Origin of the sequence: Streptomyces sp. NPDC057424 (genome assembly GCF_042803315.1) — a bacterium.
Lineage (GTDB): Bacteria > Actinomycetota > Actinomycetes > Streptomycetales > Streptomycetaceae > Streptomyces.
This window is the reverse complement of record NZ_JBHVCP010000019.1, coordinates 13750-38027: the sequence shown is the minus strand read 5'-3', so window position 1 is coordinate 38027 and position 24278 is coordinate 13750. Positions and strand designations below refer to the sequence as shown.

General features: G+C 72.5%; 26 protein-coding genes. 16 read left to right on the top strand and 10 right to left on the bottom strand.

The window, feature by feature from the left end; genetic code table 11:
- Positions 1-271: 271 nt before the first annotated feature.
- The gene (locus tag ACFU3E_RS17690; RefSeq protein WP_384158356.1) at positions 272-1222 is read right to left on the bottom strand and encodes an NADP-dependent oxidoreductase; all 951 of its coding nucleotides are present in this window, start codon (positions 1220-1222) and stop codon (positions 272-274) included.
- A 71-nt stretch (positions 1223-1293) separates the two neighbouring features.
- On the opposite strand from ACFU3E_RS17690, the gene ACFU3E_RS17685 reads away from it, so the two are divergent.
- The 6 genes from ACFU3E_RS17685 (at position 1294) to ACFU3E_RS17660 (ending at position 6831) form a co-directional block, all read left to right on the top strand.
- Positions 1294-2238 carry a GlxA family transcriptional regulator gene (locus ACFU3E_RS17685; protein WP_384158353.1) on the top strand — a complete coding sequence of 315 codons (945 nt, stop codon included), beginning with the start codon at positions 1294-1296 and terminating at the stop codon, positions 2236-2238.
- Between the two features lie 261 nt (positions 2239-2499).
- A complete protein-coding gene (locus ACFU3E_RS17680; RefSeq protein ID WP_384158350.1) occupies positions 2500-4218 on the top strand; it encodes a sensor histidine kinase in 1719 nt (572 codons plus the stop codon).
- A 4-nt stretch (positions 4219-4222) separates the two neighbouring features.
- Entirely contained in the window at positions 4223-4633 is a 411-nt protein-coding gene (locus ACFU3E_RS17675; RefSeq protein ID WP_055611716.1) for a roadblock/LC7 domain-containing protein, read from the top strand.
- On the top strand, positions 4630-5001 hold the full coding sequence (locus ACFU3E_RS17670; RefSeq protein WP_104784390.1) for a DUF742 domain-containing protein: 372 nt from the start codon (positions 4630-4632) through the stop codon (positions 4999-5001). The genes ACFU3E_RS17675 and ACFU3E_RS17670 overlap by 4 nt, the downstream gene beginning before the upstream one ends.
- The gene (locus tag ACFU3E_RS17665) at positions 4982-5584 is read left to right on the top strand and encodes an ATP/GTP-binding protein (protein WP_384158346.1); all 603 of its coding nucleotides are present in this window, start codon (positions 4982-4984) and stop codon (positions 5582-5584) included. Before ACFU3E_RS17670 ends, ACFU3E_RS17665 begins: the two co-directional genes overlap by 20 nt.
- Positions 5581-6831 carry a cytochrome P450 gene (locus ACFU3E_RS17660; protein ID WP_384158343.1) on the top strand — a complete coding sequence of 417 codons (1251 nt, stop codon included), beginning with the start codon at positions 5581-5583 and terminating at the stop codon, positions 6829-6831. Before ACFU3E_RS17665 ends, ACFU3E_RS17660 begins: the two co-directional genes overlap by 4 nt.
- A gap of 45 nt (positions 6832-6876) precedes the next feature.
- On the opposite strand, the gene ACFU3E_RS17655 is transcribed toward ACFU3E_RS17660, so the two are convergent.
- On the bottom strand, positions 6877-7908 hold the full coding sequence (locus ACFU3E_RS17655) for a 7-epi-alpha-eudesmol synthase (protein ID WP_384158339.1): 1032 nt from the start codon (positions 7906-7908) through the stop codon (positions 6877-6879).
- A gap of 305 nt (positions 7909-8213) precedes the next feature.
- Between ACFU3E_RS17655 and ACFU3E_RS17650 the strand changes: the two genes are divergently transcribed.
- Positions 8214-8678 carry a pyridoxamine 5'-phosphate oxidase family protein gene (locus ACFU3E_RS17650; protein ID WP_384158336.1) on the top strand — a complete coding sequence of 155 codons (465 nt, stop codon included), beginning with the start codon at positions 8214-8216 and terminating at the stop codon, positions 8676-8678.
- A gap of 79 nt (positions 8679-8757) precedes the next feature.
- Positions 8758-9150, top strand: coding sequence for a VOC family protein (locus ACFU3E_RS17645; protein ID WP_384158333.1), 393 nt, complete (start codon positions 8758-8760; stop codon positions 9148-9150).
- 136 nt (positions 9151-9286) lie between these two features.
- Here ACFU3E_RS17645 and ACFU3E_RS17640 read toward each other — a convergent pair whose 3' ends face one another.
- Entirely contained in the window at positions 9287-9583 is a 297-nt protein-coding gene (locus tag ACFU3E_RS17640; RefSeq protein WP_030845173.1) for a DUF4235 domain-containing protein, read from the bottom strand.
- 34 nt (positions 9584-9617) lie between these two features.
- Positions 9618-10643, bottom strand: coding sequence for a glutathione S-transferase family protein (locus ACFU3E_RS17635; RefSeq protein WP_384158330.1), 1026 nt, complete (start codon positions 10641-10643; stop codon positions 9618-9620).
- Between the two features lie 139 nt (positions 10644-10782).
- Here ACFU3E_RS17635 and ACFU3E_RS17630 point away from each other — a divergent pair, with 139 nt between their 5' ends.
- On the top strand, positions 10783-11703 hold the full coding sequence (locus ACFU3E_RS17630) for a cation diffusion facilitator family transporter (protein WP_384158556.1): 921 nt from the start codon (positions 10783-10785) through the stop codon (positions 11701-11703).
- Between the two features lie 86 nt (positions 11704-11789).
- Here ACFU3E_RS17630 and ACFU3E_RS17625 read toward each other — a convergent pair whose 3' ends face one another.
- Positions 11790-12239 carry a nitroreductase family deazaflavin-dependent oxidoreductase gene (locus tag ACFU3E_RS17625; RefSeq protein ID WP_384158327.1) on the bottom strand — a complete coding sequence of 150 codons (450 nt, stop codon included), beginning with the start codon at positions 12237-12239 and terminating at the stop codon, positions 11790-11792.
- A 105-nt stretch (positions 12240-12344) separates the two neighbouring features.
- Complete coding sequence (locus ACFU3E_RS17620; RefSeq protein ID WP_384158553.1) at positions 12345-12977, bottom strand: LysE/ArgO family amino acid transporter; 633 nt, start codon at positions 12975-12977, stop codon at positions 12345-12347.
- A gap of 344 nt (positions 12978-13321) precedes the next feature.
- Here ACFU3E_RS17620 and ACFU3E_RS17615 point away from each other — a divergent pair, with 344 nt between their 5' ends.
- Together ACFU3E_RS17615 and ACFU3E_RS17610 are read left to right on the top strand one after the other, a co-directional pair.
- Positions 13322-14518 (top strand): cytochrome P450, encoded by a 1197-nt coding sequence (locus ACFU3E_RS17615; protein ID WP_384158324.1) that lies wholly within the window; start codon positions 13322-13324, stop codon positions 14516-14518.
- Between the two features lie 12 nt (positions 14519-14530).
- Positions 14531-14728 (top strand): ferredoxin, encoded by a 198-nt coding sequence (locus ACFU3E_RS17610; RefSeq protein WP_384158321.1) that lies wholly within the window; start codon positions 14531-14533, stop codon positions 14726-14728.
- Between the two features lie 9 nt (positions 14729-14737).
- On the opposite strand, the gene ACFU3E_RS17605 is transcribed toward ACFU3E_RS17610, so the two are convergent.
- A complete protein-coding gene (locus tag ACFU3E_RS17605; RefSeq protein ID WP_384158318.1) occupies positions 14738-15289 on the bottom strand; it encodes a TetR/AcrR family transcriptional regulator in 552 nt (183 codons plus the stop codon).
- A 91-nt stretch (positions 15290-15380) separates the two neighbouring features.
- Between ACFU3E_RS17605 and ACFU3E_RS17600 the strand changes: the two genes are divergently transcribed.
- Entirely contained in the window at positions 15381-15839 is a 459-nt protein-coding gene (locus ACFU3E_RS17600; protein WP_384158315.1) for a nuclear transport factor 2 family protein, read from the top strand.
- Between the two features lie 28 nt (positions 15840-15867).
- On the top strand, positions 15868-16407 hold the full coding sequence (locus tag ACFU3E_RS17595) for a flavoprotein (protein WP_384158312.1): 540 nt from the start codon (positions 15868-15870) through the stop codon (positions 16405-16407).
- Between the two features lie 3 nt (positions 16408-16410).
- On the opposite strand, the gene ACFU3E_RS17590 is transcribed toward ACFU3E_RS17595, so the two are convergent.
- The gene (locus ACFU3E_RS17590; protein ID WP_384158309.1) at positions 16411-17280 is read right to left on the bottom strand and encodes a hypothetical protein; all 870 of its coding nucleotides are present in this window, start codon (positions 17278-17280) and stop codon (positions 16411-16413) included.
- A 223-nt stretch (positions 17281-17503) separates the two neighbouring features.
- Between ACFU3E_RS17590 and ACFU3E_RS17585 the strand changes: the two genes are divergently transcribed.
- Positions 17504-18472: an aldo/keto reductase gene (locus tag ACFU3E_RS17585; RefSeq protein WP_384158306.1), complete on the top strand. Its 969-nt coding sequence runs from the start codon at positions 17504-17506 to the stop codon at positions 18470-18472.
- A gap of 16 nt (positions 18473-18488) precedes the next feature.
- Here the strand turns inward: ACFU3E_RS17585 and ACFU3E_RS17580 are convergent, their stop codons facing one another.
- Positions 18489-19331, bottom strand: coding sequence for a phytanoyl-CoA dioxygenase family protein (locus tag ACFU3E_RS17580; protein WP_384158303.1), 843 nt, complete (start codon positions 19329-19331; stop codon positions 18489-18491).
- Between the two features lie 63 nt (positions 19332-19394).
- Between ACFU3E_RS17580 and ACFU3E_RS17575 the strand changes: the two genes are divergently transcribed.
- Both ACFU3E_RS17575 and ACFU3E_RS17570 read left to right on the top strand, forming a co-directional pair.
- The gene (locus ACFU3E_RS17575; protein ID WP_384158299.1) at positions 19395-20339 is read left to right on the top strand and encodes a helix-turn-helix domain-containing protein; all 945 of its coding nucleotides are present in this window, start codon (positions 19395-19397) and stop codon (positions 20337-20339) included.
- A 375-nt stretch (positions 20340-20714) separates the two neighbouring features.
- On the top strand, positions 20715-22931 hold the full coding sequence (locus ACFU3E_RS17570) for a ricin-type beta-trefoil lectin domain protein (protein ID WP_384158296.1): 2217 nt from the start codon (positions 20715-20717) through the stop codon (positions 22929-22931).
- Between the two features lie 12 nt (positions 22932-22943).
- On the opposite strand, the gene ACFU3E_RS17565 is transcribed toward ACFU3E_RS17570, so the two are convergent.
- Positions 22944-24173 (bottom strand): SLC13 family permease, encoded by a 1230-nt coding sequence (locus ACFU3E_RS17565; RefSeq protein WP_384158293.1) that lies wholly within the window; start codon positions 24171-24173, stop codon positions 22944-22946.
- Positions 24174-24278: the final 105 nt, after the last annotated feature.

The window sequence follows — 24278 nt, the reverse complement described above, 5'->3', positions numbered from 1 at the left end:
CGTCCGGCGCCTTGCGCACAGGGCACGGCGCGGCGGCCGCGTGCGCACCCCGCACCGTGCGGCGGGCGCCAGCTCATCCGGCACCGTGCGGCGATCGCCCGCGCACCGGGCGCTGTGCGGCGGCCGTGTGCGCACCAGGCACCGTGCGGCGGACGCCCGCGCACCCCGCACCGTGCGATGGACGCCCGCTCGGCCCCCCCCCGTGCGCGGCGGGACCGCATCCGGCCGCGCGCTGCCCGGCCCGGTGGGCAGGTCCGTCCCGCCGCCCCGCTCAGTCGTTCAGCAGCACCAGCTTCCCGGTCGTGCGTCCGGTGTCGCCGAGGGCGTGCGCCTCGGCGGCCTGGGCCAGCGGGTAGGTGCCGGCGATGGTGGCGCGCAGCCTCCCCGCCCCGGCCAGTTCCGCGATGGCCTCCATGCCCGTGCGGTCGGCGTCCACCAGCATCCGAAGCGCCCGCACACCCAGTCGCCCGGCCTCCTCGTAGAGGTCGTCCGAGCCGCCCGGGAGGATCGAGACCAGGACACCGCCGGGGCGCAGCACGCGCAGCGAGCGCAGGGAGGTGTCGCGGCCGATCGTGTCCAGGACGACGTCGGCGTCCTTCACGGCTTCGGTGAAGTCCGTCTCCCGGTAGTCCACCGCCTCGTCCACACCGATCTCGCGCAGGAACTCGTGCTTGCCCGCGCTCGCCGTGCCGATCACGTACGCACCCCGCGCCTTGGCGATCTGCACCGCCACATGCCCGACCCCGCCGGCCGCGGCGTGGATCAGCACCCGCTGCCCCGGCTGGAGGCCCGCATGCTCGGTCAGCGCCTGCCAGGCGGTGAGCGAGACCAGCGGGAGCGCACCCGCCTGGGTGTGGTCGACGCCGGCCGGCTTCCGGGCGAGGGCGCGGACCGGGGCGATGACGTACTCGGCGTGCGAGCCGTGCCCGTACGGATACGGCAGCATGCCGAAGACCTCGTCACCGGGCGCGAAGGCCGCGACGCCGATGCCGACCGCCTCCACCACCCCGGAGACGTCCCAGCCGAGGACGAAGGGCGGTTCGCCCAGGAATCCGCCGGTCGCGCGGTGCTTCCAGTCGGTCGGGTTGACCCCAGCGGCCCGTACCCGGACCAGTACCTGGTTCGGCTTCGGTACCGGGCGCTCGATCTCCACTTCCTTGAGGACCTCGGGGCCGCCGAGGACGTCCTGGCTGATGGCTCGCATCGTGTTCCGTGTGCTCATGGTCAACCAGCGTGCCGGTCGGCGCGGCCTCCGCCAATGGCAAGATTGCCAACCTTCGCTAGGATCGTGCCATGCGACGTGAGCGAGTGGTGGTCCTGGCCCTGGACGGTGTGTACCCCTTCGAGCTGGGCATCCCCAGCCGGATCCTCGGCGCGGCCGACGGCCGCTACGAGGTCCTCACCTGCTCGGTCGACGGCCGTCCGGTACACACCAACGCGGACTTCGGCGTCACGGTGGAGCACGGCCCCGAAGCCCTGGCCACGGCCGGCACGGTGGTGATCGCGCCCGTAGCGCCCGACCGGCTGACCGGCGAGGTGTCCGACGAGGTTCTGGCCGCCCTCGCGCTCATCCGCCCCGGCGCCCGCATCGTCTCCATCTGCACCGGTGCCTTCGTCCTCGCCGCCGCAGGTCTCCTCGACGGGCGCCGGGCGACCACCCACTGGCAGGTCGCCGACCACTTCCGGCGCTTGTTCCCGCGCGTCGACCTCGACCCGGACGTGCTCTTCGTGGACGACCACCCGTTCCTCACCTCCGCAGGGGCCGCCTCCGGCGTGGACATCTGCCTGCACCTCGTCCGCAAGGACCACGGCAGCCACCTGGCCAACAGCGTCGCCCGCCGCTGCGTCGTCCCGCCCTTCCGGGACGGCGGTCAGGCCCAGTACATCGAGCAGCCCGTCCCGGAGCAGGGGGCCGCGAGCACCGCGGCCACCCGCGCCTGGGCCCTGGAACGCCTCGGCGAACCGCTCACCCTGGCCGACCTTGCCGGCCACGCCCGGATGAGCCTGCGCACCTTCGCCCGCCGCTTCCATGACGAGGTGGGTCTCAGCCCCGGCCGCTGGCTGATCCAGCAGCGCGTGCTCCGCGCCCGGCATCTGCTGGAGTCCAGCGACTTGACGGTGGATCAGATCGCCGGCCGGGTCGGCTTCGCGACCGGCGCCTCCCTGCGCCAGCACCTCAATGCGGCGATCGGCGTCTCGCCGCAGGCCTACCGCCGCACCTTCCAGACCGCCCGCTGACCTCCGTGACCTCGGCAGGCGGCCCGACGTCCGGTCAATTCCCGTGCCAGCAAAGCCATTTGTCGACCTGTTGCCTTCTGTCGGAGCGTGACGGAACCCTCACGTCCGGCGGGGGGTGAGATTGATCCTTTCGGGCCCAAACCCGATAAGGTTCCGATCGGCGCTGCGAGTTGACGCGATCGCGTCCAGTCGATTCGCAGTGCGTACTCATGAGTGCGATCCACACCCCCCTGTTCGATCGTGTTGCCTCGAAGGATGCAGATGGAACTCGCCACTCCGCCACCGGCGGCGCGGGCCCCTGTCGCCTGGTACAGCTGGTGGTTGATGCCGCTGGGCTTGGGAGGCGGGACCGTTGCCGCCACGTTCATGAGCTCGGAGCGAATAACCACGGCCGTCGCCGGAGTAGCGGCGACGGCGGCCGGTACCGTGTGCGTACGGCTGCTGCTGCGCACCCGGGCCCACCTGCACCGGGCGGAGGGCTCCTTCCGCACCACGCAGGCCGAGCACAACCAGCAGTGGCAGCAGCATGTGGCCGGCCTGGAACGCAAGTTCGCCGCCGAACGCGCCGGCCTGGAATCCCAGCTCAACGAGCAGAACGCGACGTACGAGCGGCGCCTGGCCGACCAGAGCGCCACATACGAGTCGCAGCTCGCCGACCAGTCCCGGGCCTATGAGGAACGGCTGACCGAGCAGGCCACCTCCTACGAGGCCCAGCTCGCCGACCAGGCCGAGGTCTGGCAGGAGCAGCTCTCCCACCAGTTCGCCGCGGTCGCCCTGCTCGCCGACGAGCAGCTGCCCGACGCGATGGAGAAGCTGCGCGCCGGCGACGCCATCGACGACCTGCTGCCCACGATCAACCAGTGCGCCAAGGTCAGTTCGGAACTCCAGGCCGAGCTGCGCAAGCTGCTGCGCACCTCCCTGATCGGCCTGGAGGCGGAGTTCGACCGCTCCACCTCCGCCGAGCAGGCCGTGATCAGCATCGGCAACCGCATCCACGTGCTGACCAGCAAGCTCCGCGGCCGGCTGCACGAGATGCAGGGCGAGCACGGCCGGCTGCCGGCCGTCGCCCGGGGCCTGATGGAACTCGACCAGGAACTCGGCCCCGCCGACTCCCTCGCCGCGAGCATCGGAGTGCTCGGCGGCTCGGACCGGCCCGGCCGGCAGTGGCAGGAGCCGCAGCGGCTGCTCAGCGTGGTGCGCGGTGGCGTCGGCCGGATCAAGGACTTCCACCGGATCCAGGTGCGCCACCTGCCCGAACTCGGCGTCGACGGCGGTCTCGTCGACCACCTCACGCTGATCCTGGCCCACCTCCTGGACAACGCGGCCCGCTACTCGCCGCCCACCGAGCCGGTGCTCATCTCCGGCAAGGAGGTCCCCAACGGCGTCGGTATCGAGATCCAGGACTCGGGCAAGGGCCTGAGCGAGGAGAAGAAGCGCGAGGCCGAGCACGCCCTCGCGGGCACCGCGCCCGGAGCGGGCCTCGGCGGCATCACCGAGGACGCCAACATCGGCCTGCGCGTCGTCGGCGCCCTCGCCCGCCGCTACGGCATCCGTGTCACCTTCGCGGACTCGCCGTGGCTCGGCACCTCCGTGGTCGTCGTGGTCCCGCACAAGTACTTCAGCCCGCTGCCCACGGCCGCGACCGCACCGGCCGCTCCCGCCCCGGAGGTCCGCACCGCCACGGCCGCCCCGGCCCGCGAGACGGTCACCGTGCCCGAACCTCGGGCCGCGCAGACCGAGACCGGGCAGACCACGCCCGGCGGACTGCCCCGCCGCCGCAGCAAGCGCAGCGAGACGGAGGCGCCCCGGTCGGCCGAACGGACCGACCGGGGCACCGTGGCCGCCGTCCCGCCGGACGCGTCCTTCTCGGGTCTCGCCGCCTTCGCCACCGCCGGACGCGACGCGGCTGAGGCGGTCGACGACCGCGACACCCTCGCCGGACGCGAGTACACCGAGCACCGCACCGAAGAGAGCGACTAGTCCCATGACGCAGCAAGGAACAGATGTGAGCTGGGCGCTCCGCGATCTCGTCGAGAGCATCCAGGAGATCCGTTTCGCCCTCGTGGCCTCCAGCGACGGCAAGGCCATCACCTCCTACGGCGCCGACGACCCCGACGACGTCGACCGCTTCGCGGCCGTGGTGGCCGGCCTGCAGGCCCTGGCCCAGCCGGTCGCCGAGCAGTTCCCCAAGTACGCCGGGCAGTTGCGCCTGGCGATGATCGAGGTGGACGGCGGGCACCTCTTCGTCGTGCGTGCGGGGGTGGAGACGTACCTCGGTGTCCTCGCCAGGGAAGGCCTCGACCAGGGCCTGCTCGGGCACCAGATGAGGGACCTGGCCCGCAGGATGGGTGAGCTCCTCGGCACCACTCCGCGCCTGGAGGAGCACTCTGGATGAGTGCTCCCCGCAGGCCGTCGGACCCGTCCGGTCTCGAGCGCTACTACGTCCTCACCGGAGGGCGCAGCGGACCGGGCGGTTCGGCGTCGAGCCTCGACGTGGCGACCCTGGTCGTCGCCCGCGCCGCCCCCTTACCGGGTATGCAGCACGAGCACGAGGAGATCCTCCGCCGCTGCCGCGACCCGCTGTCGGTCGCCGAACTCGGCGCCCACCTCGGGCTCCCCTTCAACATTCTCGCGGTGCTGCTGTCCGACCTGCTGGACGCAGGTCGCGTCGAAGCCCGTAACCCCATCCCGGCACACGAAGCCGGCCGCGGGCCCGACCTCGCGCTCCTTGAGGAGGTACTCAGTGGACTTGAAAGGCTTTGACCAACCCGGAGGCTCGGCCGGGGACACCCGCTCGGTGAAGGTGATGATCGCCGGCGGGTTCGGCACCGGGAAGACCACCATGGTCCGGTCGGTCAGCGACATCAAGCCGCTCACCACCGAGGAGACCCTCACTCAGGCCAGCGCCGACGTCGACCGTCTCATCGGCGTCGCCGACAAGACGCAGACCACCGTCAGCCTGGACTTCGGCAAGATCGGCATCAACGAGAGCCTGGTGCTGTACCTGTTCGGCACGCCCGGGCAGGAGCGCTTCTGGTTCCTGTGGAACGGGTTGTTCAAGGGGGCGCTCGGCGCGATCGTCCTGGTGGACACGCGCCGCCTGGAATCCAGCTTCCGGGCGATCGAGGAGATGGAGCGGCAGGACGTCCCCTTCGTCGTCGCGCTGAACGTCTTCCCCGACTCCCGGAACTACCCGGTCGAGGAGATCCGGGACGCCCTGGACATCCCCGAGCACACCCCGGTCGTGGCCTTCGACGCCCGCGACCGGGCCGCCAGCAGGGACGTCCTCGTCGCCCTGATCCACCATCTGAAGGAACGCTCGGCCGTGGCCCTGGAGCCCCGATGAACGACTCGACCGAATCCAGCCTCCAGGCCACGCGGGGCTGCCCCGTCGCCCACCACGGGGCCGACCTGGCCCGGCTGTACGGCCCGGACGCCGCGACCGACCCGGCGGGCATCTACGAGCGGCTGCGCAAGGAGCACGGTTCGGTCGCGCCGGTCCTGCTCGAAGGGGACGTGCCCGCGTGGCTGGTCCTCGGCTACCGCGACAACCGGCGGGTCCTCGACAACCCCCGCCAGTTCAGCCGGGACGCGAGGATCTGGCGGGACTGGGCCGACGGGCGCGTCGAGGAGACCTCGCCGCTGATCCCGATGATCGGCTGGCGGCCGGACTGCGTCTCCCAGGACGGCGAACCGCACCGCAGGCTGCGCGCGGCCGTCACCGACGGGCTCCAGGCGGCGGCGGCCCGCGGAATCCGGCGCCACGCGACCCGCCTCGCGAACAAGCAGATCGACGCCTTCGCCGGCACCGGACGTGCCGACCTCGTGTCGGACTACGCCGAGTACCTGCCGATGCTCGTGCTCTCCCGCATCCTCGGGCTCCCCGAGGCGGAGGGCCGCGACCTGGTCGAGTCCTGCGCCCACGTCCTCAAGGGCGGCGAGGACGCCCTCGCGCACAACGAGCGCATCATGGGGATCCTCGGCGAACTGGCCGAGCGCAAGCGCGCCGAGCCCGGCGGCGACTTCACCACCGCCCTGCTGGGGCACGCGGCCGGTCTCGACGCGGACGAGGTCGTCAGCCATCTGCGGCTGGTGCTGATCGCCGCGCACACCACCACCAGCAACCTGCTGGCCCGGGTGCTCCAGATGATCCTCACCGACACGGCCCGGCTCTCCGGGCTGATCAGCGGCCAGCTGAACATCTCCTCCCTGGTGGAGGAGGTCATGTGGAACAGCCCTCCGCTTTCGGTGCTGCCGGGCCGGTTCGCCGCCAGCGACCTGGAGCTCGGAGGCCACCAGATCCAGGAGGGCGACCTGCTGGTGCTGGGTCTCGCGGCGGGCAACACCGACCCCGACGTCCGGCCGGACACGGGTGTCTCGGTCCAGGGCAACCAGGCCCATCTGGCGTTCAGTTCGGGTCCGCACGAGTGCCCCGGGCAGGGTATCGGCCAGTCCATCATCGAGATCGCGGTGGACGTCCTGCTGCACCGCCTGCCGGGCCTGACCCTGGCCGTGCCCCCGGAGGAGCTCACCTCGACCGCCTCCACCTGGGAGTCGCGACTGGACAGCCTGCCGGTCGAGTTCACTGTGTAGCCGCCGCGTGCTGCCCGGCCGGGGGTCCGGCCGGGCACCGTCGTGTCACACCGTCAGCAGGTCGTCCACCGAGCCGCGTCCGGCCCGCTCGGCCGTGGCCACCGCGCCCTCCTTCGCCGCCGCGTAGCGGCCGGTGGTCAGCGCCCACTCGTAGTTGCCGTTGATCCAGTGCTGGATGGCCTCGACCCCCTTCCGCACCCGGTCCCGCTCCGCCTCGTCGAGCCGGAGCTCCTCGCACATCTGCGGGACGCACTCCTGGAGTTCGAGGTACTCGTCGAGGCAGCCGATCGTCATCCGGTACGCCTCGTCGGTGGCCTCCCGCCAGGAGCAGCCCCGCTCCCGGCGCAGCACGGCGATGAGGTTGTGGCCGTCGCCGCGCCGCTTCTCCCGCTCGAAGGAGTGGATGTCGTTCATGAACCCGATGGTGTCCGCGGCCAGGTCACGCATCCGTTCCATCACCGGATGGGCCATCGCCTGTGCCGGTACCTCGAAGCCCCGGCTGCGCTCACCCGCGTCGATGCTGTGGTGGATGCCGACCGTACGGCGCCGGAAGGCCGTGTACTCGTCGAGCCCGAGCGTTCCTTCCAGGCCCCGGGCGGCCAGATCGACCTCCTCGCAGTGGGCGACGAGGAACCGCCCCCAGGAGGCGGCGAAGCGCGTCCGCCACGTCAGGGACATGCCATCCGAGAGACGGTTCCACACCTCGGCCCAGGCGAGCGAAACCGGACAGGCGACGCGAGGCGTGCTGCCGGCCGGGCGCAGGGGGGTCACGATCAGTTCCCGGGCGACCTCCGCTATGCGCTCGGCGCGGTCGGGGCGGCCGGCGTCGAACTGGTCGTCGAAGAGGAAGGCCAGGGAGAACCAGTTCATCAGGACGACCATGTCGTCCGCCGACGCGTGCGGATAGGTGCGGGCGGCGGCCAGGGGCAGGTCCCAGGTCTTGTACTCCTCGAACCCTTCCCGGCTGCGGACCAGGCGCATCTCCCACACCCAGCGCAGATGCCGCGCCCGGGCGAACTCCAGATGCTCGCTGACGGGGGTGTCGAAGGGGAGGTCGAACCGGACGTCCTGAGGCATGTGCTTCCTTTCGGGAGACGGACCGCAGAGCCCTCCGTCCCTGCGGGCGGACGATGCCATGACCGGCCGCACACTCGAACTCGGCTTCGTGGTCCGAACGTCGAACCGAGAAGCGGTACGAGGCTGCCCAAGGCGTGAACCAGCCATTCCGTGACACTGCCGTGATCCCGGTTACGGCGGAGAGCGCTTGAGCTGCGTACACTCCCCGTCCCTCACCGGGCCCGGCTTGTCCGCCGAGCCTCCGGTGCCCCGGGACGCCACACTGGTGGGAGTCGGTCCGACGACTCGTCAGGAGGCTCACCGCGATGGCGCCCGCACCCGTACGCAGCGCCGCGCAGCGCAAGAAGGACACCCTGCACCGCCTCGACCACGACGCGGACGCCTGGGTCGCCACGGCCGACGGCGCCACGGGGATGCCGTACCTCGTCCCGCTGTCCTTCCTCTGGAACGGCTCCTGCCTGCTGTTCGCCACGCCCGCCTCCAGCCCCACCGGACGGAACCTGGCCGCGTCCGGCCGCGCCCGGGTGGGCATCGGGCCGACCCGTGACGTCGTGCTCGTCGAGGGCACCGTCGAGACGGTCCAGCCCGGCGAGCTGACCGAGCAGGACGCCGAACCCTTCGCCGCCAAGACCGGGTTCGGCCCCCGCCGGCACGCCACGCCGTACTTCTGCTTCCGTGTCGTACCGCGGCGGGTGCAGGCCTGGCGGGAGGCCGACGAGCTCGACGGCCGTGAACTCATGTGCGACGGATGGTGGTTGAACACCGACTGAATCCGCCGGTCCGGGATATCCGCAAGGTACGGGTCCGCGGGGCACGACCGCCCCACGACCGGAATCCTGCGGAGGAGACATGGCACTGGTGAAAGCGGGGGTCCTCGTGCTCGACTGCGCCGAGCCCGAGAAGCTCGCCGTGTTCTACAAGGAACTGCTGGAGGGGGAGGAGTCGGACGCCACCGCCAACCGGGTGGAGATCAAGAGCGCCGACGGCTGCCGGATCGCCCTGCGCCGGGACGTCAACGCGACCCCGCCCAGCTGGCCGCGCCCCGAGAACTCCCTCCAGGCCCATCTGGAGTTCGTGGTCGACGACCTCGACGCGGTGGAACGCCGCGTCATCAGCCTCGGCGGCCGCCCCCTGGAGGCCAAGGAGCCCTCGGGTCCCCTGGAGGAGCGCGGCTACGCCGACCCGGCAGGCCATTCCTTCACCTTGCGCCGCACCGCCCCGACGGCACCCAAGCAGGGCTGAAGCGGCGTCCCGGCGCCGGCCGGCCCGCGCGGTCCCGCACCCCCGGTCGCGCCGGCCACGAAGACGGGGCGGCGGGACGGCTGAACGCACGGGACGGCCCCCGCCCGGTACGGTGCCGGGCGGGGCCGTGTCGGTGTCAGTCCCGGCCGCCCTTCTCGCCGGCCGGCCAGGTGCCGGTCGAACGCTCGATCGCCTTGGCACCCGCGCGGTCCACGGCACTGCGCACCACCGCGAAGATGGCGCCCTGGATCGCGGCGGCCAGCAGGACTTCGCCCCAGCCGCGGTCCTTGTCCAGCGCGTCGGGCGCGTCCTCCTCGTGCCGGATCGCCATCCACGTCTTGCGGAAGGCGAGCCCGGCCAGCCAGCCGCCCGACCAGCCGAGCACGAACCCCAGGGGCTGGTACGCGAGGGACATCTTCTTCTTCTTTGCCACGGGAACTCCTTGATAGCTGAGGGGGGAATGCGGTTCAGGGGGTGTGCGCCGCCGGTATCCGCTCCTCGGCGCGGACCGGCCCGGGCGGTGTGCCGTCACCGAACGGCCGGCCGCCCAGCTCCTCGCGGTGGTGCGGGGACGGCCAGCCGGACAGGTCCGGGCCGAGCGGGACGACACGGGTCGGGTTGATGCCGGTGTGCACCTGGTAGTAGTGACGCTTGATGTGGTCGAAGTCGACGGTGTCGCCGAACCCGGGCGTCTGGTACAGGTCGCGGACGTACGCCCACAGCACCTGGTTCTCCGTCAGCTTCCAGCGGTTGCACTTGAAGTGGCCGTGGTAGACCGCGTCGAAGCGGACCAGCGTGGTGAACAGCCGGATGTCCGCCTCGGTGATCGTGTCGCCGACGAGGTACCGCTGCCGCTCCAGTCGCACCGCGAGCAGCTCCAGCCGCCGGAACACGTCCGCGCAGGCGGCCTCGTACTCCTCCTGCCCGGTGGCGAAACCCGCCCGGTAGACACCGTTGTTGACGTCCTCGTAGACGTCCGCCATCACCTCGTCGATCTCGTCGCGCCACGCGTCCGGGTACAGGTCGGGCGCGCCCTCCCGGTGCAGGGCCGTCCACTCGGTCGCGAGATCGAGGGTGAGCTGCTGGTAGTCGTTGGTCACCAGCTGCCCGCTGGGCACGTCCACGAGCGCCGGCACGCTCACACCGCCGGGGTAGTCGCTCTCGCGGCGGTCGTAGGCCTCGCTCAGAAAGCGGATGCCCAGGACCGGATCGCGGCCGTCCTCGTCCAGCGTGAAGCGCCAGCTGCGGTCGTCCTGGACCGGGTCGGCGACGGCCAGGGACAGGGCGTCCTCCAGGCCGAGCAGCCGCCGGGAGACCAGCGACCGGCTCGCCCACGGGCAGGCACGGCTGACGACCAGACGGTAGCGCCCGGCCTCCACCGGCCAGCCGTCCCGGCCGTCCGCGGTGATCCGGTCCGCGAAATGTGCCTTGGACCGTGTGAACGCCCTCCTTCCGTAGCCGGTGTTGCCGTCGTCGCCGTCGTCGCGGCTCATGGGGGTGACCTCCTTGCCGTACGTGGGCCCTGGTGAACGCGTTCCCCGTTTTCCGCGGACGGCACGGTGTGAGCACCGCCGACCGGGGCAATCGGCGTGGGTGAGTGATGAAGGAAGTGATCGCAGGACACGCGTCACCGTGCTGGTGGCGCTCGCGGCCAATCTGGTGATAGCGGTGGCCAAGGCCATCGGCGGCCTGGCAGCGGGGTCACCCGCCCTGCTGTCCGAGGCGGCCCATTCGGTGGCCGACAGTCTGAACGAGGTGTTCCTGCTCGCGGCGCTGCGCCGCAGCCGTCGCCCCGCCGACCGGCGTCATCCCTTCGGCTACGGCAAGGAGCGGTTCTTCTGGTCGCTCCTCGCGGCCGTCGGGATCTTCGTGATGGGCGGCTGCTTCTCCTTCTTCCAGGGCTTCGAGGCCCTGGCGAGCGGTGCGGAGGAGGAACTCGGCGGCTATGTGGCCGGCCTCGTCGTGCTCGGAATCGCCCTCCTCGCGGAGGGCGGTTCGCTGTTGCGGGCCCTGTACCAGGTGCGCCGGCAGGGCGGCACGGGCGCCGGGATGCGCGACCCGGCCCTGCGGACGGTCGTCGCCGAGGACGGCACCGCGGTGCTCGGCGTCACCCTGGCCATCGTGGGCATGGCGCTGCACATGGTCACCGGCCAGGTGGTGTGGGAGGCGTCGGCCTCGCTCGCGATCGGCGCGCTGCTGGTCTACGTGGCGTTCCGGCTGGGCCGCGACGCCCGCGACCAGCTGATCGGCGAGGCGGCCGACCCGGAGTCGAGCGGACGGATCCGGTCGCTGCTGCGGGCACAGCCCGAGATCGACAGTGTGGAAGCGCTCTTCACGATGAAGACCGGCCTCGACACGGCCCTGGTGGCCGCCCGCGTGGACCTGGTGCCCGGCCTGGACAGCGAGCGCGTCGAGGAGGTCGCCGTCCGCATCAAGCGATCCATCGCCCGGACGGTGCCCGAGGCCGATCAGATCTTCCTCGACGTGACCGACCGCCCCGCCCGCGAGGCAGCGGAAAGCCCCGCCGCGACGGGGGAACGCGGCGGGGCCTGAACCACGCGTGCCCCGCCGCGGCCGGTTCACACACACGGGGGAGGAAGATTTTCCGCCGGCTGCCCGGGCCGGCGACCGGCACCGTCTCAGCCGCCCTCGGTGGGCTCCAGGACGAACACCGGAATCTCCCGGTCCGTCTTCTTCTGGTAGTCGGCGTACGCCGGGTACGCCGCGACGGCCCGCTCCCACCACGCCGCCTTCTCCTCGCCCGTGACCTCACGCGCGGTCATGTCCTGCTTCACCGGCCCGTCCTGGAGCTCCACGAGCGGGTCGGCGAGGAGGTTGAAGTACCAGACGGGGTGCTTCGGCGACCCGCCGAGGGAGGCCACCGCGGCGTAGCGCCCTCCGTGCTCGACCCGCATCACCGGCGTCTTGCGCAGCTTCCCGCTCCTGGCACCCCGTGAGGTCAGGATGACGACCGGCATCTTCGAGCCCTGCAGGGTCGTCCCCTCGCTGCCGCCGGAGCTCTCGTACAGCTCCACCTGCTTGCGCACCCACTGCGTCGGGCTGGGTTCGTACTCGCCTTCGAGAGGCATGGCATCCGTCCCATCGTCGCGTCCGCGGCTCATCGTCACCTGTCTTCAACACCCGTGCCCCCGGGAAATCATCCGCACCCCGCCGGATCCGGCCGGAAGCGGAGCTCACCCCGGCGCGAGCGCCATCCGCACGGCCAGAGCCGTCATCACCCCGCTCGCCAGCAGCGCCGTCGCCAGCCGCCCTCGAGGGCCGGTCAGGGCCCGGCCCAGCAGCGCTCCGCTCCCGGCCAGCAGCACCTGCCAGCCGGCGGAGGCGGCGAAGGCGGCCAGCACGAACACGCCCTGCTCCAGGGGACCGGCCGGGCCCGTGGCCTGGGAACCGAACACGAGGGCAGCGAAGTAGATCACGGTGGTGGGGTTGAGGAGCGTGATGCCGAGCAGCCCGAGGCAGGCCCGGACGGGGCTCGGGGGTGCGGGGGCGGTGCGGGTCGCGAGCAGGCGGCCGCGGTACGCGCGCACGGCGGTGACCACGCCCCTTGCCGCCAGTGCGAGCAGCACCAACACGCAGACCCATCGCAGCGGCCCGAGCACCGGCCGCAGCGCGGACGCCAGGGCCGTGCCCCCCAGCGTGGCCGCGAGGGCGTAGAGCCCGTCGGCGGTGGCGACGCCGAGCGCGGCGCAGACGCCCGTGCGCAAGCTGCTGCGGGCGGTGAGCGAGACGAGGTAGGTCCCGACAGCGCCCACGGGGACGGCGATGCCGAACCCGGCGAGCAGTCCCGCGACGAGCGCGGCCGTCATGACCGCGGCGGCGTCGGTCCTCCCGGTCGGCCGGACTGCTGCTGCCGGCACGCGGCGGGAGCGGCGGCGGGCAGCGGCGGCAGAGCAGTGAACGTACGCATGGCTGGATCCTGGATCCTGGAGCCTGCCCCGCCGTGGCGACAACCGGATTTCGCATCGGCGCCCGCGCACCCGGGCGAGGCCACTGAACCCGCACCCGGGCCGCCCGCCGTTCGAACGGAAGGACGGCGTTCCCCGGCCATGTTGCCGCCGCCGGTGATCTGGCCGAACTTCGCGTGGTTCCATAGATGCCTGGGGCATCTAATGAAGATCGGCACGACGCACTACTCGTCTGCGAGGTCTCCATGACGGACACGACCGCACCCGTCTCCTTCCCCCAGAGCAGGACCTGCCCCTACCACCCGCCGGCCGCCTACGACGCGCTGCGCACCGAACGCCCCCTGACCCGGATCACCCTCTTCGACGGCCGCGAGGCCTGGCTGGTCAGCGGGCACGCCACCGCCCGCGCGCTGCTGGCCGACCCGCGCCTGTCGTCCAACCGCGACCGGCCCGGCTTCCCCGTCCCCACCAGGCGCTTCGCCGGGATGCGCAACCGCAGAACGGCCCTGCTGGGCGTCGACGACCCCGAGCACCGCGCCCAGCGGCGGATGGTCGTCGGGGACTTCACCCTCAAGCGGGCCGTCGAACTCCGGCCACGGATCCAGCAGATCGTGGACGAACGGCTCGACGCGATGATCGCGCATGGCCCGGCCGCGGACCTGGTGAGCGCCTTCGCGCTGCCCGTGCCGTCCATGGTGATCTGCGCCCTGCTCGGTGTGCCCTACGCCGACCACGACTTCTTCGAGACCCAGTCGCGACGGCTGCTGCGCGGCCCGGAGACCGCCGACGTACTCGACGCCCGCGACCAGCTGGAGACCTATTTCGGCGAGCTGATCGACCGCAAGCAGCGAAACCCCGGCACCGGTCTGCTGGACGACCTCGTCCACCGGCAGCTGGGCGAGGGCGGCCTCGACCGCGAGGGCCTGACCGCCATGGCCCTCATCCTGCTGGTCGCGGGCCATGAGACGACCGCCAACATGATCTCGCTCGGCACCTTCACCCTGCTCCAGCACCCCGAGCGGCTCGCCGAGCTGCGCGCGGACCCGACTCTGCTGCCGGCCGCGGTCGAGGAGCTGATGCGGATGCTGTCGATCGCGGACGGCATGCTGCGCCTCGCCGTCGAGGACATCGAGGTGGCCGGTACGACGATCCGCCAGGGCGAGGGGGTGGTCTTCGCGACGTCCGTCATCAATCGCGACGAGGCCGTCTACCCCGAGCCGGACACGCTCGACTGGAGCCGCCCGGCCCGTCACCACGTCGCGTTCGGCTTCGGCATCCACCAGTGCCTCGGTCAGAACCTCGCCCGTGCCGAGCTGGAGATCGCCCTGCACAGCCTCTTCGACCGGCTGCCCGCCCTGCGCCTGGCCGCTCCGGCCGAGGAGATTCCCTTCAAGCCGGGCGACACGATCCAGGGGATGCTGGAACTCCCCGTGACCTGGTAAGAGGCTTCCCACATGCACATCGACATCGACAAAGACGTCTGCATCGGCGCGGGCCAGTGCGCCCTGACCGCCCCGGACGTGTTCACCCAGGACGACGACGGCTACAGCACCCTGCTGCCCGGCGGGGAGGGCAGCGGCAGCCCGCTGCTGCGGGAGGCGGCCCGTGCCTGCCCGGTCAGTGCCATCACCGTGTCCGGGACGGTGAGCTGACCCCGGATCTCACCCGGCGTCCAGGAGCCGCCGGGCCGCCTCGCGCGCCTCGGCCGCGGGTTCGGCACTCCTGGTGACGCCCGCCGTGACCATGGCGCCCTCGGCGAGCAGGAACAGCTGCCCGGTCAGTGCGCCGGGCAGCCCCGCCGCCGTCACGAGCGAGCCGAGGTACTCCCGGAACGCCCGCTTGTGCGCCCGCACCTGGTCGGCCACGCGCCGCGAGGTGGCGCCCAGCTCGCCGTACGCGTTGAGCCACGCGCAGCCGCGGAAGCCCGGCTCGCCGAACCACGTCCCGAGCCAGTCGAACACGGCCAGGATCCGATCCTCCGGCTCCCCGCGGCGCTCGACGTACTCGGCCAGCTGCCCGCGCCAGCGCGTGTCACGCCGCTCCAGATACGCCTCCACGAGTTGCTCCTTCGCCGGGAACAGCTGGTAGAGCCGCTTGAGCGAGAGCCCGGAGGTGCTGCGGACGTCGTCCATGCCGACGGACTGCACACCCCGCCCGTAGAACAGCTCCTCGGCGGCGTCCAGCGCCCGCTCGCGGGCCACTGCGCTGTCCATCCACGATCCTCCTTGACGCGAGAACGAGCGTTCTCCTACCGTAGCAGTCCTGCGGAGAACGCTCGTTCTCCCTTGCTGACAGGGAGGATCCATGACCGCCCGCCCGCCGCTGCCGCCCTTCACCCGCGAGACCGCCGCGCAGAAGGTCCAGGCCGCCGAGGACGCCTGGAACACCCGCGACCCGCACCAGGTCTCCCTCGCCTACGCGCCGGACTCCGTCTGGCGCAACCGCGACACCTTCGTCACCGGCCGCGCCCGGATCGCCGGGTTCCTCACCCGCAAGTGGGAGCGCGAGCGGGAGTACGCGCTGCGCAAGGACCTGTGGGCCTTCGACGGCAACCGCATCGCCGTCCGCTTCCAGTACGAGTGCCGGGACACCGACGGACAGTGGTGGCGCTCCTACGGCAACGAACTGTGGGAATTCGACGAGCACGGCCTGATGACCCGCCGCGAGGCGAGCATCAACGACGTGCCGATCGAGGAGACGGAACGCCGCATCCACGGTCCACGGCCGGCGGCCGAACGCGGAGACACCTTCCCCCTCCGGTGAACACGGGGGAGTCGCTAGGGTTTCCCGGATGACCGAACAGGCCGCCGCCCAGAAGCCCTTCCTCTACGTCGTCGTCTGCGCCGCCGGCATCGCGGCCGACGTCAGCAAACTGATCACCGCCGCGCAGGAACGGGACTGGGAGGTCGGTGTCATCGCGACGCCGGCCGCCATGAACGGCTTCTTCGATACCGCCGCCGTCGCAGCCCTCACGGGCCGCCCGATCCGGTCCGCCTGGCGTGCCCCCGGCGAGCCGCGTCCGTTCCCGCCGCCCGACGCCGTGGTGGTCGCGCCGGCAACCTTCAACACCGTCAACAAGTGGGCGGCCGGTGTCGCCGACACCCTCGCCCTGGGCACGCTCTGCGAGACCGCGGGGCTCGGGGTGCCGATCGCCGTCCTGCCGTGTGTGGCCGATGCCCTGGCCGCCCACCCCGCCTACCGGGACAGCCTCGAACGGCTGCGCGGGATGGGCGTCCGGTTCGGCGCGCCGTACGCGGGGGGTCCGGGCGAGAACGACCGGCGGCCGGAATTCGGATGGGGACGGGCCCTGGACCTGGTCGGACGCGGCTGACGGTCAGGCGCAGTCGACCGTCGGACCCTCCACCATGCCACCGGTGTACAGCGCCTGCCCGCGCGGCATCCAGTAGCCCAGCTTCGAGACCACCGTCGAACAGGTCGCGGCCGTCGTGACCTGGACCCGCACGGTGGCGGGACGCCCGGGCTGGAGGTCGGTGAGCGCACAGTCCACGGAGTACGCCAGCCGGGCCTTCGACGGATGGCTGCCCACCAGCGGGTTGACGCACCGGGCGTCCGCCGTGCTGATCCGCACCCCCGTGACCTCCTCGCCGATCAGCCCGAACCGCGCGCTGCCGTCGCCCTGTTCGCTGTCCCGGTACACCCGGTACGTCAGCGTGGTCGTGCCGCCGCGGCTCACGGTGGTCCGGTCGACCTCGACGCGATGGGTGGGCTTCTGCTTCGGCGCGGTCAGCGTGAGCGTGGCCCGGACCGTGCCGCGCAGGTCCACACCGTCCGGCGCGGACCGGACATGCACCGTGGCGGTGACGTCGTAGGTCCCGGGACCGGGGTACGGCTGCGAACCGGGCATCGTCCCGGAGGCCACGGTCGCGCCGTCGCGTTTCGCCGTCCAGCTGCCGGACGTCAGGCAGGCGTACCGGACGGACGTCCCGGGGCGACGGCAGGTCGCGGGCGCCGAGACGGCCATCACCGGGGTGCCGCTGCCCGCGCACAGGCTGACGGCGGCCCGCTCACCGTGCTCGCCGCGCAGCACGCCCGCGGGCGCGCACAGCGTTGCCGGTGCCCCGCTCGCCGGTGCCCGGAGCTCGGGCTGCGGCGGGACCGGCCGGCTCCAGGCGGTCGAGGCGAGCGCGAGGGAGGCCGCGGCCGCCCCGGTCAGGATCCTGAGTGTCCTCCGTCGTGCCGCCACGAGTCCTCCCGAACGCCGTACGCAACCGACCGGCCCGGCACCGGTCACCTGCGCCGAGGATGCGGCAGCGGCCCGGCCGCCCGGCCGCTCCCACGCCGTCCGGTCACCTGGGGGCAGCAACGGTGACAGCCCGTCAGACGGCCCGCCCGGCCGCGGCTTCGAGCGCACACGAACACGTACGCTCCCCTGGAAACCCTCCCGAAGGCAGGCAGGAGCAGCAACGATGCAGTACGTGAAGCTCGGTTCGACGGGCCTGGACGTCTCGCGGATCTGTCTGGGGTGCATGACCTACGGTCTGCCCGACCGCGGTGCGCACGAGTGGACCCTCGGCGAGGAGGCATCGCGCCCGCTGATCCGGCAGGCGGTCGAGGCGGGTATCACCTTCTTCGACACGGCGAACGTCTACTCCGACGGCACCAGCGAGGAGATCGTCGGCCGGGCCCTTTGCGACTTCGCCCGCCGCGACGAGATCGTCCTCGCGACGAAGGTGCACGGCCGGATGCGACCCGGTCCGAACGGCGGCGGGCTCTCCCGCAAAGCGATCATGACCGAGCTCGACCGGAGCCTCACCCGCCTCGGCACCGACTACGTCGACCTCTACCAGATCCACCGCTTCGACCCGCACACACCGGTCGAGGAGACGATGGAGGCCCTGCACGACGTCGTCAAGGCGGGCAAGGTCCGCTACATCGGGGCGAGTTCGATGTACGCCTGGCAGTTCTCCAAGGCCCAGTACACCGCGCGGCTGAACGGCTGGACCCGGTTCGTCTCCATGCAGAACCACTACAACCTGATCTACCGCGAGGAGGAGCGCGAGATGCTGCCCCTGTGCGCGGACCAGGGCGTGGGGGTGCTGCCCTGGAGCCCGCTCGCCCGTGGCCGCCTCACCCGGGACTGGGACACCACGACCGAGCGCAGCGCCGCCGACGCCTTCGGCGGCACCCTGTACCAGGAGGGCGACCGCACCATCGTCGAGGCGGTCACCCGCATCGCCGGGGAACGGGGCGTGCCCCGCGCGCAGGTCGCCCTCGCCTGGCTCCTCCACCAGCCCACGGTGACCGCCCCGATCGTCGGCGCGTCCAGGCCCGGGCATCTGGAGGACGCGGTGGCCGCCGTGGAGATCGAGCTGAGCGACAAGGAACGGGAGGAACTTCAGCGCCCGTACGGCCCCCATCCCGTCGCCGGGCACTGAACGTACGTCTCGCGGCTCAGTGGGGCCCCTGCGGCGCGAACTCCGTCCCGCAGGGGCCGGCCCCCTCGCTCGCCGCCAGCTCCACCCTCGCCCCGCTCATCGCCAGCGTCCGGTAGAACCGCCCGATCCGCTCCGCCGACCGCCCCACGTAGTGCCCGATGAACGACCGCCGGAACCGCTCGGCGGACCGGTTCGGCTGTGACCCGTGCACCAGGCTCCCGTTGAAGAACAGGACATCCCCCGGCGCCATGTCCACCGGCACCGGCGCCAGACCGGCCGGCGGCGGAACGTACTCCCGGGCGAAGGACACATCCGGGTCGGCCGACTCCGGGCAGAACAGGTCCATGAGGTGTGTGCCCGGCACGACCTCCAGCCCGCCGTTCTCCCGGTCGATCACATCGCAGGCCACCCACGCGGCCACACACGTGCCCGGCTCCACCCGCAGATAGAAGTTGTCCTGGTGCAGCGCCTGCCCCCGGGCCCCCGGCGGCTTGAAGTAGAACATGCTCTGCGCGGCCAGCACCTCCTCCCCGAGGAGCGCCTCCAGAACCGTCCGCAGCCGGGCGTCCAGCAGGACCTCACGCGCGAGGTCGTTGATCTCGTGCGGGTGCATCACCCGGGGCCAGACATGCAGCGGATCGGCGCCCGGCCCGTCCGCCGCGCGCGGCTCGAAGTGCCCGGGAACCGGACCGGCCGCCCGCAGCGCAGCGAACGCACCGCACAGCCGCTCGATCTCGTCGGCCCCGAAGAGCCCGCGCACCACCGCGAAACCGTGGTCCTCGAATTCATTCCGGTACCGCCGGAGCCCGGCGGGGTCCAGGATGGAAGCGCCGGCGGCGCCCTTGCCCATGACTGTCATGAACGTACTCCTCGCTCCGGTGTCATCGGTCCGAAACGCTAGGCCGCCCAGCCGTCCAGGAGGATGCCCGTGCGTGCTGACGGATTGCCCGACACTGCTGAGCACGGGGACACCGGGAGTCCGGGGGACACCGGGGACCCCGCCCCGTCGCCCGGGCTGGTCGTGCTCGGCCGCTTCGACCAGCCCCCGGGCTACGGCGTCAGCCGGCCGCACGGTTCCGCGAGCTGGCTCTTCACCTGGACCACCGCTGGCCGGGGACGGCTGTGGCAGGGCGGTGCGCAGACCTCGGCCGGCGCGGGCGACCTGGTCGTCCTCGCCCCGGGCGTCCCGCACGGCTACGCCGTCGAGCCCGGCGCCCGGCACTGGCGGTTCTGGTGGGCGCACTGCCAGGCCCGCCCGTCCTGGGCCGCGTGGCTGCGCCCGTACGACGCCGGCGACGGGATGTACGTCGTCACCTCCGTCCCGGCCGGAGTGCACGGCCGCGTCGAGGCGGCGTTCCGGCGGATGCACGCCGACGCGCGCTGGACCGGCTCCGAGGCACCGCCCGACGCGTCACCTCCGGACGGGCAGGTCGCCGTGGCGCACGGCAGCGCGGTGCGCGAACTGGCCCTGTGCGCACTGGAGGAGATCGTCCTGCTCACCGCCGCCGCCCGGCCCGCGACGCCCCGACCCGGTCTCGACGCACGGATCCGCCGCGCCCAGGAGCTGATCGACGCCGACCCGGGCGCCCCGCACACCGTCCGCTCGCTCGCCGGGGGCGTCGCGCTGTCGCCGTCCCGCTTCGCCCATCTGTTCAGTCGGCAGCTCGGCCAGTCGCCCATGCGTGCCCTGCGCGAGGCACGGCTGCGCCACGCCGCCCGGCTGCTGGAGAGCACCGACCTGGCGGTGGAACGCGTCGCCGCCGCCTCGGGCTTCGTCAGCCCCTTCCACTTCAACCGCGCCTTTCGCGACCGCTACGGCGCACCGCCCGGGGCCTACCGCACGACGCACGGCGTCCCGCCCGGCTGAGCGGCGCTATTGGTTCCACGGGAGACCCCGAAAGGCCGGCGAGGAGAAGGCGTTCGACGGTGTGAGCTGCTGGGCAGGCGGTGGCTCAATGGTTCCCTGGCGGCTACCGGAGGCGGACAAATGTGAGCCGCTAAAAAGGGGCAGACGGCACGGAAATGCCTTTCGCTGCGCTGATTGACATCTTGTCAAAAGGCGCTGGCGGCGCACAGCATGCACGAAACCGGGGGATCTCTTGTTCCCCGTCGCTGACCTGTGCAAAGGTGTGCCCTGTCGGCGTGCCCACATCACGCCTTTCTTTCGTATGCGCGAGGCCGACATGCCGGCATACCCCTTGGTATGGACTTTATTTCGCATGTCCTTGAGAGGAATGCAGCCGTGAAAGACGCAGGCCCGTCGAATTCCCCGGCCTCGGCCCGCAGGTTCGACGCGACGGACGAGGAACTGAGCGCGGAGCTCAGGAAGTGGACCGGTGCGACGCCCGCACTTCACCCCGTCGGCGAACTGCTGGACCGGCACTGGGAGGCGGCCTTCGCCTACGCCCGGCTGTGCACCGACGGCCCGCGCTCCGCGGGCATGCTCACCACTGCGGCTTTCACCCGGCTCTTCGGCGAAACCCTCCGGCAGAACGGTCCGACCTCCGCATGGCGGCCCCACCTGCTCGTCACCGTCCGGCGTATCGCGGCCGAGTGGGCCGGTGACCATCGACGCGACACGCTCCACCCGGAGCTGTTCGCCGGGACCGGAGGAGGGGAGCGGGCCGCCTCCCGGCTGCTGCCGTCGCAGCGCCGGCGTCTGCTGTCCGGGGCGTTCCAGCGGCTGCCCCAGTCCGCCCGCTGCCTGCTGTGGCACGTCGAGGTCGAGGCCGAACCGCTCACCTCCCCGGCCGGGTTGCTCGGCCTGGACGAGGAGGGTGCGCGCGTCGAACTGGGCCGGGCCCGGGACCGGCTGCGCGAGGAGTGCCTCCAACTGCACCGCGAACTCGCCCCCGACGAGGAGTGCCGGCGCTACCTGCGTCTGCTCGACGTGACGTACCGGCGCGGCGGTCACGGCATCGACCCCGATCTACGCGCGCATATCGAGGGCTGCGGGCACTGCAGCGCCGCCGCGGACCAGCTCGACCAGTTCAACCACGGCCTCGGCGTCGCCCTGTCGGAGGCCGTGCTGGGCTGGGGCGGACGGGGCTACGCGGAGAGCCGGGCGAGTGACGCGGGGCCGATGACCACCGGCGGCGGCCGTGGTGCCGGTGCGGAGGTGGCCGGGGTACGCGGGGGAGCGGCCGGTGAGGCAACCGTCCCGGGGGCGGCCGGTGCGGCGCGAGAGACCCTCCCCGATCCGGACCGGGTGTTCCCGGATCCGGTGGATGTGGCGCGCGAGGTGTTTCCCGATCCGGTGGATGTGGCACGCGAGGTCTTCCCCGATCCGGCCGGTGCCGCGCGTGAGGTCCTCCCGGATCCCGTCGCCCTCGCCGGCACGGTGGGGGAGTCGTTCACCGACCCCGGTGGTCCGACAGCCGTGCCGCCCCCCTCCGGAGCCGGAGCGGGGCGCGCGGACGCAGCCGGGGTCCCGGCCCCTCCTCCGGCCCCGGCCCGCGTGAGCCTCTCCACCCCGTCCGCGACCACCCCGCCCCCCACCGCGCCCCCGGGCCCTCGGCCCGACGGCCCGCGCATGGCAGCCCGAAGATCCGCCCACAAAGCGACCCGCCGTGCCGCCCGGCGGCGCAACCTCACCGCGGGCATCCTGACCGTCAGCGGCCTCGTCGTCCTGCCCCTGGTCCTGTGGTCCACCTCCCACTCCGGCGACGGCGCCCCGTCCGGCGCCGACCGGCCCGCCGGGGAGGCCCCCGACTCCGACGCGGGCGAGGCGACCAGGGACCCGTCCTGGGCCGGGGCGGACGACGCCGAGAAGGGCGCCCTGCGCGGGCGGCTGCACAACGTCGCCTCGGGCCTGTGCGTGGGCGTCGACGGCAAGAAGGCCGTCGAGGGCGGTGAGGCCGAGCTCACGGCCTGCTCCGCGGACGCGGCCCAGCAGTGGACGTACGAGACCGACGGGCTGCTGCGCAACGGCGCCGCCCCCGACCTGTGCCTGGACTCCCGGCTCGGCTACTCGGTACGCCTTGCCCCCTGCACGGGTGCGTCCCGGCCGGACCCGAAGAACATCCGCTACGACTTCACCCTCCAGGGCGCCCTCGTGCCCCGCTGGGACCAGGACCTCGCCCTGGCCCCGGCCGCGACCGACGGCTCGGGAGCCCTGGTCCTCAAGGCCCGGACGGACGACGAGGTCCAGCGCTGGGTGATCGACACCTCCAAGGCAGACCTCCAGATGAAGGCCGTCAACTGGAGTGCCGCCGCTCCGGCCCCGCACCCCACGCCCACGCCGACCCCAACCCCGTCGAAGACGCCCGAGCCCACACCGACGCCGTCCGCCACCCCCTCGGCCGCGCGGCCGACGCCGAGCAGCCCGGCCCCCACCGACTCGTCCTGCTACCGCCACGGCTACTACTGCGACACGGACGGTCGGTACGGCAACCCGGGCCACGGCTACCCCGGCTACGGCTACGGCTACGGCGGCTACGGCTACGGAGACCGCCGCTGACCGGGCGTGCGCTCAGGCCCCGACGACGGTGAGGGACAGCCACAGGGCCACCACGGCCGGCACCAGCGCGGCCGGTACGGCGAGGAGCCCGAGTCGCGTGAACTCCCCGAGCCCGGCCCGGTGCCCGTGCTGCTGCACGATCCGCCGCCACAGCAGGGTCGCCAGCGATCCGGCGTAGGTCAGGTTGGGTCCGATGTTCACACCGAGTAGTACCGCCAGCACGGCCCCGGGGCCGGCCCCGGCGGTCAGGGGCAGCAGCACCAGCACCGCGGGCAGGTTGTTGATGAGGTTGGCCAGGACGGCGGCCAGTGCGGCCACGCCCAGCAGCGTGAGCAGGCCCGGTCCGTCGGGCAGGACACGCTGCAGCGCGTCGGCGAGCCCGTGGTCGACGACCGCGCGCACGACGACGCCGAGCGCGAGCACGAACGCCAGGAAGGCCGGGGACACGGACCGCACCACCGTCAGAGGCGTGGCCCGCCGCCGCACCAGCGCCCGCCCGGCCAGCGCCAGCGCACCGGCCAGTGCGGCCCAGCCCGGCGCGATCCCCACGGCGGAGGCCACGACGAACCCGGCAAGCGTGCAGCCGACCGTGACGAGGGCGAACAGCGGAAGCGGCTCGGGACGCGGCGCGGCATCGGGGGAGGGGAGGGGCGCCGCCAGTTCGTCGTCGAAGAAGCGCCGGAACACCAGGTACTCGGCGGCGATCGCGACCAGCCAGGGCAGTGCCATCAGTGCCGCGAAGCGTGTGAAGCTCAGCCCGCTCGCGGTGAAGGCCAGCAGATTGGTCAGGTTGGAGACGGGCAGCAGCAGCGAGGCGGTGTTCGACAGATGGGCACAGGCGTACAGGTGCGGCCGTGCCTGCACGCCCATGCGGGTGGCGGTGGCGAGCACCACCGGAGTCAGCAGGACGACGGTGGCGTCCAGGCTGAGCACGGCCGTGATGACGGACGCCAGTGCGAACACCGCGGTCAGCAGCCGCGTGGGGCGCCCGGCCGCCCAGCGGGCCATCCACGCCCCGCACGCCGTGAACAGGCCTTCGACGTCGCAGAAGTGGGCGAGCGCCAGCACGGCCGCGAGGAAACCGACCACGGGACCCAGCCGCTGGACCTCCTCCCAGGCGTGATCCGGCGAGATCGCTCCCAGGGCGATGGCGAGCCCCGCGGCGGGCACCGCCAGTACGGCCTCGGGCAGGCCTTCCGGGCGGGCGACGGCCCAGATCAGCACGGCGGCCAGCAGCGTCACGGACAGGACTTCGGCGAGCGGGGTGTTCAGGGCGGGTCCTCCGGGACGTGATCAAGCCGTGCCCGCCCATGAAACCAGGCGTGGGTAAGAGACCCCCGGCGGTCC